This is a genomic window from Citrobacter sp. A316 (assembly GCF_002042945.1).
Classification (GTDB): Bacteria; Pseudomonadota; Gammaproteobacteria; order Enterobacterales; family Enterobacteriaceae; genus Citrobacter; species Citrobacter portucalensis.
Window position 1 is genome coordinate 1 of the sequence record NZ_MVFZ01000028.1, and the last position, 12,683, is coordinate 12,683.

Below are 12,683 nucleotides of genomic sequence, written 5' to 3' on the forward strand. Positions count from 1 at the left end.
TAACAATTATGAAGATAAAATATTTATATGCTATTTTACTTTTTGCTTTTTCAGGTTCCTCTGCTCTGGCCGCAGGTTGTACAATGATGCTGGGTTCAACATCCAGTTACAATGCCGATAGCGAAGTGAATATCACCGCCACAGCCAGCGGACTAGCTTTATTGCCCAGTACAGATGATGCTTTGCAAAAAAGCAGTTCGGCCCCGGTTAGTTATTGGGTAAAAAATGAAAACAAACAGACAAGAACTGTCATTTTCCTGCCTGAGGGCTCCACATTCCAGCCTGACAGTAGTAATAGCAAGGGCTGGCAAGCCGACAGCACAATTCCTGGGCTCTTTTTTACCCTGTCGGCTAACTTAACACCTCCTTCTTTTGGTTACATTACTGGCTGGAAAACAATGCCGATTTACCTCTCTAATAACGCCAACGTGAACCAATCTCTACCGGCTTCTGCTCTAGGTTGCTCCAGCATCAGCAGTCCGACCAAGGTGCAGGATGCGACCGCCGCCTTTACGCTGACTCTGTATACAACAACTGCATTCGATCCCGCAAAAGCTGCCGGAAAACAAATATTTACTACCCGTCAGAAAGCAGGTGTAGTAAAAGACAAAGATAATAGGGGCGGAGCACTGGATGTTTATATTTCAGGTCCGATAACAATCTCAGCATCAGGTTGTGGCGCATTTAATGCCGAAAAGAAAGTTGATTTAGGTGAATTAAACGCATCAGAACTACGTGCAAAACCCGATGGCGAGTTTAATAATACACCATTTAAAATAACACTTAATAATTGCTACGCCAAGCCCAGCTTAATAATTAACGTTTCTAACAACCAAATTAAAAATAACTTACTGGCGAATACAAATGGTCAGGCAGGTGGCGTAGGTATCGGTCTTGGATATAAAACAGCAACAACCAGCGAACGTCTGGACATGACAAAGGCTGTCACTATCGATGCAGCTAACATGAATTATACCGACAATTACGGGGATGGTGCTTTAGATATGTATGCGTTCTTAGGTGTTACAGATACAGCTGCGATCTCCGGGGGTTCTGTAGATGTTAGTGCGATAATTACGTTGTCCCATCCATAGTTTTCCTCGTCATTTCAGACAATAAGAGCCGCAAAAGCGGCTCTTCTTAAGAGAGAATAAACACCCCATCAGCTTACTCTGTTTCTTCTTCTTTCAGCGATTCATTTTTTGCGTTGCGGGTCATCCACAGCGCCAGGGCTTTCAGGGAGTCCGGTGTAAATTCGTCGCAGCGCGCGGTAATTTCTTCCGGCGTCAACCAGCAAACTTCACTGACCTCATCTTCCTGAAGCGCAAACGGTCCGTGGGAAACGCAGCTAAACAACCCGCCCCATACGCGACAGTTCTGGTCTTCAAAGTAAAACTGACCATGCTCGGCAAACGGCACGCCCGCAATCCCCAGTTCCTCTTCTGCTTCACGACGCGCTGACTCCAGCATCTGCTCGTCAGCCTGAACAACACCGCCTGCGGTGGCATCCAGCATACCGGGCAAAAAATCTTTTGTCTCAGTGCGACGTTGAACCAGAATTTTGCCCATACCATCATGTACAACGATATACGTTGCACGATGGCGTAAGCGTTGCGCCCGCATTTGTTCCCGGCTGGACTGTGCAATGACTTCGTTGTCTTCATTCACAATATCCACCCATTCAGTACTTGCCAAACGACGCTGTTCCACCATCAGGAAACCTTCTTTTTTCTGGCGCTCTTACGGCGCGTTTATGTTTGTGGGGTAAATTACGGATTAATCTCGATCTGTGCAATAACACTTTGATCATTGAGTGCCATTACGCTGAGAACATTATCATCCAGAATCCCGTAACTTGCCGCAAAGCCCCCTTTAGGGATGCTTACCGAGCCGGGATTGAAGTGATAAACCTCCCCTTGCCGCTCAACAACCGGCAGATGAGTATGCCCATAAACCAGAACATCGCCCGCATTGAGCACCGGCATATTTTGCGGGCCAAAAAGATGTCCGTGCGTCAAAAAGAGTCGCTGGTTTTCTGTCAGAATTTGCTGCCACGGCGCGGTCATCGGAAAATGCAGGAGCATCTGATCCACTTCGCTGTCGCAATTACCACGTACCGCGATAATCCGCGCTGCCAGCTCATTCAGCCGCTCTGCAACCTGCGCAGGTGCATAGCCTTCTGGAAGCGCATTACGCGGCCCGTGATTTAAAACATCACCCAATATCACCAGCCATTGCGCACCGCTTGCGTTAAACAGCTCGAGCACGCGTTCCGTGGCTGGCAACGAACCATGAATGTCCGATGCGAACATCAGTTTCATCACTCACTCCTCGTTGAAAAGTACCTTGTAATGATACTGGATTACGGCCCGTTTTTCAGCAGGAACGCTTCGCTGAAAGCGCGATAAAACGCTGGACTGAAGCGCGCTGCCACTGGAAGGTGGCGTATTCTGCAAGCGCTTCTGGAACCTCATCGCCGTTAAGGACCAGACGATTAAGCATTAGCGCTAAATCACAGTCGGCGATACACCATTCGCCAAATAAATTCTGTTTACCGTGGCTCAGTAAACTGCCAGCAGTGGCGAACAATTTTTCCGCACTGGCTTTCCCTGCGTCACTCAACGGAGCTTTCTTTACGCCAGCAAACACCACATCCGTTGAGCGTTCTTCACGGATAGGCATCAGATCGCTGCGGATCCACGCCTGAACCTGGCGCGCCCGCGCGCGCTTTTGTACATCGTGTGGATAGATACGCTCCCACTGCGGAGGCGAAAAGCTCTCTTCCAGGAATTCCGTAATCGCTGATGATTCGCTCAGCTCAAAACCGTCGATTTCAAGAACAGGTACACGGCGCGTCAACGCGTACCCTTGCCATGAAGGTTGCAAATGCTCACCACTGTTGAGGTCAACGGTTTTCAGCGTGAAAGGCAGCCCCTTCTCTTGCAGAGCGACATAAACAGACAGCACGTAAGGGGAGAAAAAATTGGCATCTGACCACAGCGTAATTGCAGGTTTGCTCATAATGTCCTCTGAAGTGTATTGGCTTGCTTTCAAAATATAGAGTCTTTCTCTCGCTGTCACTTGATGAAAACTCACGCACGCCAACAGGCTCTATACTTGTTATGACCCGGTTCATGACATAACGGATGCTGAAAATGATCGATCTCTATTACACGCCATCGCCAAACGGTCACAAAATCACGTTGTTTCTTGAAGAGGTGCAGCTGCAATACCGTCTGATTCATGTTGATATCAGCAAAGGTAGCCAGTTTCGCCCCGATTTTCTGCAGATCTCGCCGAACAATAAAATCCCGGCCATTATCGATCATGCGCCTGAAGATGGCGGAAGGCCCATCAGCTTGTTTGAGTCCGGAGAAATTTTACTCTATCTGGCGGAGAAGAGCGGTAAGCTGCTGAGCGGTGAATTACGTGAGCGTCACACCACGCTGCAGTGGCTGTTCTGGCAGGTCAGCGGGCTGGGCCCCATGCTGGGGCAGAATCATCATTTCAGCCACTACGCCCCACAAACGATCCCCTACGCTATTGAAAGGTACCAGGTTGAAACCCAGCGCCTGTACAACGTGATGAATAAACGCCTGGAAACGTCACCCTGGCTGGGAGGCGATCACTACAGCATTGCCGATATTGCCTGCTGGCCGTGGATCCACGCCCATCAGCGCCAGCGCATCGACCTCGACAACTACCCGGCGGTCAATAACTGGCATGAACGCATCCGCACCCGTCCCGCTACGGAACGCGCCATGCAGCAAGCACAGAGTGAGAAGCGGTGACGCGATTCGGTTCTCGTGTATCATGCAGAGGTTCATACATGGAGGAAACCTGCAATGTCACAACCTGACGCTATTATTCGTATAAAAAACCTTCGTCTGCGCACCTTTATCGGCATCAAAGAAGAGGAGATCCTTAATCGCCAGGATATCGTCATCAACATTGCCATTCACTATCCGGCAGACAAAGCTCGTACCAGTGAAGATATCAACGACGCGCTGAATTATCGTACTATCACCAAGAGCATCATTGCCCACGTGGAGGGTAACCGCTTCTCATTGTTAGAAAAATTAACTCAAGATGTGCTCGATATCGCACGCGAACATCACTGGGTCACTTATGCTGAAGTAGAGATAGATAAACTTCACGCATTGCGTTACGCCGACTCAGTATCAATGACGCTGAGCTGGCAGCGCTAAAACGTAACCCGGGAGGCGACATGCAGATTCTGATTACCGGTGGTACTGGCCTGATTGGACGTCATCTGATCCCCTGCCTGCTGGAACTGGGGCATCAGATAATCGTAGTGACACGTACTCCTGATAAAGCGCGTCAGATTCTCGACTCTCGGGTCACGTTGTGGAAAGGACTGGAAGAGCGGCAACATCTCAATGACATTGATGCCGTGATTAACCTTGCCGGAGAGCCTATCGCAGATAAGCGCTGGAGCGCACAGCAAAAGGAACGCCTGTGCCAGAGCCGTTGGGGCATTACGCAGAAACTGGTCGATTTAATCAATGCCAGCGAGACGCCGCCCTCAGTGTTAATCTCCGGTTCCGCTACCGGTTACTACGGCGATTTGGGCGAAGTTGTGGTTACGGAAGAAGAGCCACCGCATAATGAATTTACCCATAAGCTATGTGCCCGCTGGGAGCAAATTGCCAGCACTGCGCAAAGCGACAAAACCCGCGTGTGTATGCTGCGTACCGGCGTGGTACTGGCCTCCGCAGGCGGCATTCTGGCAAAAATGGTCCCGCCGTTTCGTCTTGGCTTAGGTGGTCCGATCGGTAACGGACGCCAGTATATGGCCTGGATCCATGTTGATGATATGGTCAACGGAATTATCTGGCTGCTGAATAACGATCTGCGCGGTCCCTTCAATATGGTTTCGCCATATCCGGTACACAATGAGCAGTTTGCCCACGCCCTGGGACACGCTCTGAACCGCCCTGCCATTCTGCGCGTTCCCGCCACCGTTATGCGACTGCTGATGGGAGAATCATCAGTACTGGTCCTTGGTGGACAACGTGCATTGCCCAAGCGCCTGGAAGCGTCCGGTTTTGCATTTCGCTGGTACGATTTAGAAGAAACGCTGGCGGATGTCATCCGATAACCCCTAAGCGCTATTCACAGTCGCCGTTGTGGTGATAAGGTTATAGACCAGATTTCCGCAATGGCGACGTTATGGCGATAATATCGACACCCCGACTTACCCTCTCTTTGTTTCAATTTTCTGACTGGTCTTTTTTCCAGAAACTCCGTGAATGTCCTGAAGTCATGCGCTATATGGGCGATATCGCCCCGGCGAAAGATATGCGTCTGTTATTCGCCAGACGTCTGGCCGCACGGCACACTTTCGTCATCCGCGAACATAACAACCCAACGCCGCTCGGCGATATTGGTTTACAAATCAGCCATCTTTACCCGCAGGAAGCTGACCTCGGCTACGCCGTCATGCCACAGGCTCAGGGGAAAGGTATTGCCAGCGAAGCCGTCCGCGCGGTGTGCCAGTATGCCTTCGAGCATGCAGGTGTGACGGCGATAAATGCATACGCGCTGGCGGATAATAAGGGTTCAATCCGTGTTCTGGAAAAGACGGGCTTTGTACGTACGCAGGTACTGGAAAAGGCGTATGAGATTGACGGCATCGCGTACGACGACTGGGTGTATCGTCTGGAGTCAGATGCGCTAAAATTGTAGGCCCGGAAAGCGTAACGTCTCCGGGCTGTTGGCTTACTTCAGTGAACCTTTAAGGAACTGCTGCAAGCGTGGGCTTTGCGGATTACCGAATACCTGTTCCGGGTCACCCTCTTCCTCAATTTTCCCCTGATGCAGGAAAATCACGTGCGTGGAAACATGACGGGCAAACCCCATTTCGTGGGTCACCACCACCATGGTTTTCCCCTCCTCGGCCAGCTGTTGCATAATGCGCAGCACTTCACCCACCAGCTCAGGATCAAGCGCCGACGTGGGTTCATCAAACAGCAACACTTCCGGCTCCATCGCCAGCGCACGGGCAATGGAAACACGCTGCTGCTGACCACCGGACAGATGCACCGGATATTTGCCCTGTGCGCGCTCATCTATGCCCACTTTAGCCAGATACTTCACCGCACGGTCGTGGGCTTCCTGCTTGCTCAGCCCCAGCACCTGGATCGGCGCTTCCATGACGTTTTCCAGCACCGTCATGTGGCTCCACAGATTAAAGTGCTGAAAGACCATCGTCAGACGCGTGCGCAGCAGGCGTAGCTGATTTTTGTCCGCAACCTTCAACTGGCCGTCTTTGTCGCGCACCAGACCAATGTTCTGACCACTGACGACAATCGACCCGGCGCTTGGTTTCTCAAGAAAGTTAATGCAGCGCAGGAAGGTACTTTTACCGGAACCTGACGAGCCAATAATGCTGATAACATCACCCGCGTTGGCCTGTAGCGATACCCCTTTCAGCACTTCATGTTCGCCGTAGTGCTTATGTAAATCGATAACGTTTAATTTATTTTCAGACATCGTGTTACTCGAATCATTTAGAGGATACATGCTGCAACCAGCGTTTTTCCGCTCTACGGAACAGACTGATCAGGACATACGAAATAATCAAATACAGTACAGCGGCAATACCGAAGGCGGTAAATGGCTGATACGTAGCCGAGTTGATATCGCGAGCGATTTTCAACAAATCTGGCACCGTGGCCGTAAATGCCAGCGCCGTGGAGTGCAGCATTAAAATGACTTCATTACTGTAAGCCGGCAGTGCGATACGCAGCGCGGAAGGCAAAATAATGCAGCGATACAGTTTGAATGACGAGAAACCGTATGCGCGCGCAGCCTCAATCTCACCGTGAGGTACGGAACGAATAGCCCCGGCGAAAATCTCCGTGGTATAGGCGCAGGTATTCAGCGTCAGCGCCAGCACGGTGCAATTCAGCCCGCTGCGGAAAAACGCGTTGAGGAAATCCGTGCCTTTAACTATCTCCAGCGTATACATCCCGGAATAAAACACCAGTAGCTGAACGTACAGCGGCGTCCCACGAAAAATATAGGTGAACAGCCAGATAGGAAACTGGATAAATTTATTACTGGAAACGCGGCCAATCGCCAAAAACAACGCCAGTATTCCGCCCATCACTACTGACGAAATCAAAAGCCATAGGGTGATAGCGACGCCAGTGTAGCGATATCCGTCGGTCCACAGCAGGGACTTCCAGTATTCCTGAATAATCTCAATCACAGGTCAGCCCTCTTCACACCCACGGAATAGCGGCGCTCAAGGTACAGCAGCACACCATTAGAAACAGTGGTAAACACCAGATAGATGACCCCGCACACGACGGCAAAATAGAACGGCTCCCAGGTACTCTTCCCGGCTAGCTGAGTCGCTTTCACCACGTCTTCAAGTCCAAGCAACGATACCAGCGCCGTAGCCTTAAGAATAACCTGCCAGTTATTACCGATTCCCGGTAAGGCATAACGCATCATCGCCGGGAACATAATGCGACGAAATATTTGTGAGCTGGTAAAGCCAAACGCCGTTGCGGCTTCAATATGGCCTTTTGGTACAGCCATAAACGCACCGCGAAAAGTTTCGGTAAAATAGGCACCGTAGATAAATCCAAGGGTGATAATGCCCGCAACCATCGGATCGATATCAATCTGGCCGATACCGATTGCATCAGTAATGGTATTCAGCGCGATTTGTAATCCGTAGAAGATGAGCAGCATTAAGACCAGATCGGGCACGCCGCGGATTAGCGTGGTGTACCCTTCGAAAATAAGCCCCATTGCCCGGCTTTGCGACAGCTTTGCTGCTGCGCCGACAAGACCTATCAGAACCGCTAGTACCACCGAGCTGAGTGCCAGCTCCAGCGTAACAATTGCGCCCTGTAAAATAACACCTGAAAAGCCATACAACATGCTGCCTGTCCTGTCGTGTGTGGTGGAGTAGTAAGCCTCTTTTGATTTCAGACTAACCGTTAAATGCCGGATGGCGGCCTTACCTTATCCGGCCTACAAAATCACCGTAGGCCTGATAAGCGCAGCGCCATCGGGCATAAATTCAACGCGTCAAAAATCTACGGGCTTTATCAGCACCTACGGTAATTAACCGCCGTAAACATCAAAATCGAAGTACTTTTTCGCCAGCTTCTCGTAAGTACCGTCAGCTCGCATTTCGGCAAAGGCTTTGTTCAGCGCTTCGCGCAGCTCGTTATCGTCTTTGCGCAGCCCCATACCGGTACCCACGCCGAATAACTTCTCGTCTTTCACAGACGGGCCGCCGAATTTGTAATCTTTACCGACTGGCTGTTTCAGGAAGCCTTCGCTGGCCGCGACTTCATCCTGGAACGCGGCGTCAATACGCCCGGCAGTCAGGTCAGAATAGATATTGTCCTGCCCCTGATAAGAGACAATCTCAATACCTTTTGGCGCCCAGTGTTCGTTGCCGAACGTTTCCTGGGTGGTGCCCTGCAGCACACCAACACGTTTACCTTTCAGCGACTCAATGGTCGGCTGAATAGCAGAATCTTTAGCGACAACCAGACGCGAATCGGCTGCATAAAGCTTGTCGGTAAAAGCGATTTCCTGCTGACGCTTTTCAGTAATGGAAAGCGAGGACATGATGGCATCGATTTTCTTCGCTTTTAGCGAAGGGATCAGCGCGTCCAGCGGGTTTTCCACGAAGGTACATTGCGTATTGATACGTTTGCACAGCTCTTTAGCCAGATCGATATCAAAACCGACTAATTCACCCTGTGCATTTTTCGATTCGAACGGCGCATAAGTAGGATCGGTACCGATACGAATTTTTTGCGGAATGGCTGCAAATGCTGCGGTAGCACTGGAGAAAGCCAGAACCAGAGAAAGAGACAACACCAGTTTTTTCATAACTATCCTCAACAGACTGTCTTTTATAGGGGATCTTTACAGGACCAGGTGCAGTTATCGTGCCATTAATCAGGCCGACAAGGCAAAGCATTCTACCCTGTCGGCGGTATTTATTTGCATGAAAAGCGCTTAAGTATGCACTCATGCTTGTTAAGTCAGCGATAAAAGCACCATAACAGTGCACTGCATTTATTATGCACCGTAATGGTTACCCGCAATGGTGCAGTCAATTCCCCACGTCGCTGTATTAATCGCCGTAGACATTAAAATTAAAATATTTGCTCGCCATTTTGTCGTAGGTGCCGTCTTTACGCAGTTCGCCCAGCGCTTTGTCGAAAGCGGCTTTCAGCTCTGCATCATCTTTGCGCAAGCCAATCCCGGTTCCGTCACCAAAGTATTTTTTATCTTTCACCGACGGGCCGGCAAAAGCGTAATCCTTACCAGCAGGCTGCTTGAGGAAGCCTTCGCTGGCCGCAACTTCATCTTGCAACGCCGCGTCCAGACGACCTGCTGTCAGGTCAGAATAGATGAGGTCCTGGTTCGCATAGGCCACCACATCCACGCCTTTGCTGCGCCAGTTGTCATTGGCATAGGCTTCCTGAGTAGAGCCTTGCAGGACGCCAACGTGTTTACCCTTGAGAGAGTCCAGAGTCGGTTGAATGGGGGAACCTTTCGCGGCGATCAGACGTGAGTCTGCAGCGTAAAGTTTGTCTGAGAACGCAATCTCTTGCTGACGCTTCTCGGTGATAGAAAGCGAGGAGATGATGGCATCAATTTTTTTCGCTTTCAGCGACGGGATCAGCGCATCAAAGTCGCTGGCAACCCAGGTACATTTGATTTGCATACGCTTGCACATCTCATTTCCCAGATCGATATCAAAGCCGACAAAATCGCCTTTGGCATCTTTAGAGGAAAAAGGAGCGTACGTTGTATCTGTACCAATACGAACCGTCTGCGGAAGTGCTGCGTAGCTGGCCGCGGTGGCGGAGAGTCCTACCAGCAAAGACAAAGCAAGAACCGTCTTCTTCATACATAACCCTCAAGTGGCGTAATTTTATTATGTTTTACGTTGTGTTGTGTGTTTGCAGACTTTTTCATGCAGGTCTTATGCCATTTTCGCGTCGATGAGGATATTCGACGTTAAATATGTTAATAAAACGTTGCAATAATGTCCTGATTTTGAAGATAGCAGGTCTGACGGTTGAACCGCAGCGTTTCGTTGAGTTTTAACGAATTAAATGTTGAGGATATGATCGCGGTTACAAAATTGCCCTGAAACAGGGCAACAGATGATTCTTTGCACGCTGATGGAACGGCTTACGCCCCTTGCCAGCGGGTGAACAGGTCCTGCGGAAGAGTAATATCAAACTGGTCAAGCACGCGATTAACCGTTTGATTAATCACATCATCGAGCGTTTGCGGACGATGATAGAACGCCGGGACAGGTGGCATAATCACCGCCCCAATTTCTGCCGCCTGCGTCATCAATCGCAAATGCCCCAAATGCAGCGGCGTTTCGCGTACACACAGCACCAGCGGACGACGTTCTTTCAACACCACATCTGCCGCACGGGTAAGCAACCCATCGGTGTAACTGTGGACGATGCCAGAAAGCGTTTTGATTGAACAAGGCAGGATAACCATTCCGGCGGTCTGAAAAGAGCCGGAGGAGATACTGGCGGCGATATCACGTGTATCGTGATTCACATTTGCCAGCGCCTGCACGTCGCGCACAGAGAGGTCCGTTTCAAGTGCCAGCGTCTGCCGGGCAGCGGCACTCATCACCAGATGGGTTTCCACATCGGTAACGTCACGCAAAACCTGCAGCAGGCGCACGCCGTAAATTGCCCCGCTTGCGCCAGAAATACCAATGATGAGTCGTTTCACTGTGAGAGCCTTTTCGTCGTAATGGCGAGACTTTGCCGGATTACGGCGTCGGGCGCAACTGTGAATGTGGCTCTGCACTGAGCGAGCTTTCACGAACCGGCAGCAGCAGATTTCGTTCCCCTTGCTCATTGAGCAACAAGCAAAACGCATCCTGTCCAAGCTCGCGCTTATCGACCGCGACGGTAGTTAACGCCGGATGCGCCCAAGCCGCCGCATCAATATCATCGAATCCAACAATGGCGATATCTTCCGGTCCCCTGATTCCCTTACGCGCGCAAACCCGCATCGCCACCAAAGCGGCAATATCGTTATAGGCAAAAATTGCGTCCGGCGGCTGGGCCAGCGCCAGCAGTTTATCCATACCCTCAATCAGCGCCTGCTCAATATTTTTGACCGGCGGCGCTTCAACCTGATATTCCTCAGACAGCGAGAGTCCGGCGTCAAACAGCGCCTGCTGATACCCTTCTACGCGCTGGCGGATACTGTAATGACGTTGCGAATGTCCAAGAAATGCAATACGCTTGCATCCCTGTTCAAGCAGATGACGTGTAGCAATAAATCCGCCATAAAAATTATCCGGATTGACGCAAGGAAAGTCGGTGGCCCACAGTTCCACCAGCGCCACAGGCAATGCCAGCTTCCGTAATTCAGCAAGTATTTCAGCTTCCAGATAACCGGCGCAGATAAGCGCATCGGGCTGGTGCAGGTTAATCAGCTCCGCCACCGAGTCTTCCGGTCCGATGGGTAAGAAACTCATCGCAATGTCATTTTCCCGACACGCTTCAGCCACGCCGAGCGCGGCCAGCAACCGTACTATTACGATATTTAGTTCGCTAAGCGCGGGGGCACCTGGCACTGGGATAACTGGGGCGATGTATGGATGGTCAAAGATAAAACCTATACCCACGCCCACAAACCGCTGGTGCAACAGAGCGAGGCCGTCAGCCATGCGGTACGTTCGGTGTATCTGATGACCGGGCTGGCGCATATCGCCCGCATGACGAACGACGAAGAAAAGCGCCAGACCTGCCGGCGCATCTGGAATAACATGGTGCAGCGCCGGATGTACATCACCGGCGGTATTGGCTCGCAAGGGATCGGCGAGGCCTTCACCAGCGATTACAATTTACCGAATGATACCGCCTATGGAGAAAGCTGCGCCTCCATCGGCCAGATGATGTTTGCCCGCCGCATGCTGGAAATGGAAGGCGACGCGCACTATGCCGATGTCATGGAACGCGCGTTTTACAACACGGTGCTGGGTGGGATGGCGCTGGACGGTAAACATTTCTTCTATGTGAACCCGCTGGAAACGCAACCCAAAAGTATTCCGCATAACCATATTTACGACCACATTAAGCCCGTGCGCCAACGCTGGTTCGGCTGCGCCTGCCAGAGTGGTGTGCGGTACCAATGGTACGGGTAAACGGCGAAGCGGCTCAGGGCAAAATAGTGAAAGGTTATCTGCACCTGCATCGCCAGTGGCAGGAAGGAGACATCATTACCCTAAATCTGCCAATGCCCGTTCGTCGCGTGTATGCCAATCCGCTAGTGCGCCATGCGGCGGGTAAAGTGGTGATTCAGCGCGGGCCGCTAGTCTACTGTCTGGAAGAGGCGGATAACGGCGCACAGCTGCACAACCTGTCGCTACCGAAGGCGAGCGCGTTTCGTGAGATTCAAGGCGTGGGCTTACTGAAAGGGAAAGTGCTGCTACAGGCGGAAGGAGTACGCGTGTTAACCGCGCATGAGGATAAGCCGCTATACAGCTTTGATAATCGCCAGACGGCGGTTGAGAAGCAGACGCTGACCTTTATTCCGTGGTTTAGCTGGGCCAACCGCGGCGAAGGCGAAATGCGAATTTGGGTCGACGAGACTTAAAACAGAGGCGTTCCCGCCAGTCGGGAACG

General features: G+C 51.2%; 15 protein-coding genes and 1 pseudogene. 6 read left to right on the forward strand and 10 right to left on the reverse strand.

Annotation, left to right across the window (positions count from 1 at the left end; all coding sequences use genetic code 11):
• A partial coding sequence (locus BZK41_RS27335; RefSeq protein ID WP_172313299.1) for a hypothetical protein occupies positions 1 to 1,094 on the forward strand: 1,094 nt, incomplete at its 5' end.
• Between the two features lie 73 nt (positions 1,095 to 1,167).
• Here the strand turns inward: BZK41_RS27335 and yfcD are convergent.
• Genes yfcD through yfcF form a run of 3 tightly spaced genes read right to left on the reverse strand, consistent with a single transcriptional unit; the run spans position 1,168 to position 3,021 of the window.
• Complete coding sequence (gene yfcD, locus BZK41_RS24515) at positions 1,168 to 1,713, reverse strand: NUDIX hydrolase YfcD (protein ID WP_079939902.1); 546 nt, start codon at positions 1,711 to 1,713, stop codon at positions 1,168 to 1,170.
• 56 nt (positions 1,714 to 1,769) lie between these two features.
• A complete protein-coding gene (gene yfcE / locus BZK41_RS24520) occupies positions 1,770 to 2,321 on the reverse strand; it encodes a phosphodiesterase (protein WP_079939903.1) in 552 nt (183 codons plus the stop codon).
• A gap of 55 nt (positions 2,322 to 2,376) precedes the next feature.
• On the reverse strand, positions 2,377 to 3,021 hold the full coding sequence (gene yfcF / locus BZK41_RS24525; protein WP_079939904.1) for a glutathione transferase: 645 nt from the start codon (positions 3,019 to 3,021) through the stop codon (positions 2,377 to 2,379).
• A gap of 134 nt (positions 3,022 to 3,155) precedes the next feature.
• Between yfcF and yfcG the strand changes: the two genes are divergently transcribed.
• From yfcG to BZK41_RS24545, 4 genes are all read left to right on the forward strand, one after another.
• Positions 3,156 to 3,791 (forward strand): GSH-dependent disulfide bond oxidoreductase, encoded by a 636-nt coding sequence (yfcG, locus tag BZK41_RS24530; RefSeq protein WP_079939941.1) that lies wholly within the window; start codon positions 3,156 to 3,158, stop codon positions 3,789 to 3,791.
• Positions 3,792 to 3,845: 54 nt separating this feature from the next.
• On the forward strand, positions 3,846 to 4,208 hold the full coding sequence (gene folX / locus BZK41_RS24535) for a dihydroneopterin triphosphate 2'-epimerase (RefSeq protein WP_003028107.1): 363 nt from the start codon (positions 3,846 to 3,848) through the stop codon (positions 4,206 to 4,208).
• A 20-nt stretch (positions 4,209 to 4,228) separates the two neighbouring features.
• Positions 4,229 to 5,122 (forward strand): TIGR01777 family oxidoreductase, encoded by an 894-nt coding sequence (locus BZK41_RS24540; RefSeq protein WP_079939905.1) that lies wholly within the window; start codon positions 4,229 to 4,231, stop codon positions 5,120 to 5,122.
• Positions 5,123 to 5,193: 71 nt separating this feature from the next.
• A complete protein-coding gene (locus BZK41_RS24545) occupies positions 5,194 to 5,709 on the forward strand; it encodes a GNAT family N-acetyltransferase (protein ID WP_079939906.1) in 516 nt (171 codons plus the stop codon).
• 33 nt (positions 5,710 to 5,742) lie between these two features.
• Here the strand turns inward: BZK41_RS24545 and hisP are convergent, their stop codons facing one another.
• The 7 genes from hisP to BZK41_RS24580 form a co-directional block, all read right to left on the reverse strand.
• Positions 5,743 to 6,516: a histidine ABC transporter ATP-binding protein HisP gene (hisP, locus tag BZK41_RS24550; protein ID WP_079939907.1), complete on the reverse strand. Its 774-nt coding sequence runs from the start codon at positions 6,514 to 6,516 to the stop codon at positions 5,743 to 5,745.
• 13 nt (positions 6,517 to 6,529) lie between these two features.
• Complete coding sequence (gene hisM / locus BZK41_RS24555) at positions 6,530 to 7,237, reverse strand: histidine ABC transporter permease HisM (protein ID WP_043017063.1); 708 nt, start codon at positions 7,235 to 7,237, stop codon at positions 6,530 to 6,532.
• Positions 7,234 to 7,920, reverse strand: a complete 687-nt coding sequence (locus tag BZK41_RS24560) for a histidine ABC transporter permease HisQ (protein ID WP_003028118.1) — start codon at positions 7,918 to 7,920, stop codon at positions 7,234 to 7,236. Before BZK41_RS24560 ends, hisM begins: the two co-directional genes overlap by 4 nt.
• Before the next feature lie 186 nt (positions 7,921 to 8,106).
• On the reverse strand, positions 8,107 to 8,889 hold the full coding sequence (hisJ, locus tag BZK41_RS24565) for a histidine ABC transporter substrate-binding protein HisJ (RefSeq protein ID WP_003028120.1): 783 nt from the start codon (positions 8,887 to 8,889) through the stop codon (positions 8,107 to 8,109).
• Between the two features lie 247 nt (positions 8,890 to 9,136).
• Positions 9,137 to 9,919: a lysine/arginine/ornithine ABC transporter substrate-binding protein ArgT gene (gene argT, locus BZK41_RS24570; protein WP_006683634.1), complete on the reverse strand. Its 783-nt coding sequence runs from the start codon at positions 9,917 to 9,919 to the stop codon at positions 9,137 to 9,139.
• 287 nt (positions 9,920 to 10,206) lie between these two features.
• The gene (locus tag BZK41_RS24575; RefSeq protein WP_003028125.1) at positions 10,207 to 10,776 is read right to left on the reverse strand and encodes a UbiX family flavin prenyltransferase; all 570 of its coding nucleotides are present in this window, start codon (positions 10,774 to 10,776) and stop codon (positions 10,207 to 10,209) included.
• Between the two features lie 40 nt (positions 10,777 to 10,816).
• Positions 10,817 to 11,584: a LacI family DNA-binding transcriptional regulator gene (locus BZK41_RS24580; protein WP_253193791.1), complete on the reverse strand. Its 768-nt coding sequence runs from the start codon at positions 11,582 to 11,584 to the stop codon at positions 10,817 to 10,819.
• Between BZK41_RS24580 and BZK41_RS27160 the strand changes: the two are divergent.
• Positions 11,570 to 12,654 (forward strand): annotated as a pseudogene (locus BZK41_RS27160) (beta-L-arabinofuranosidase domain-containing protein); the annotation flags it as partial. The gene BZK41_RS24580 and the pseudogene BZK41_RS27160 overlap by 15 nt on opposite strands.
• Between the last annotated feature and the right edge of the window lie 29 nt (positions 12,655 to 12,683).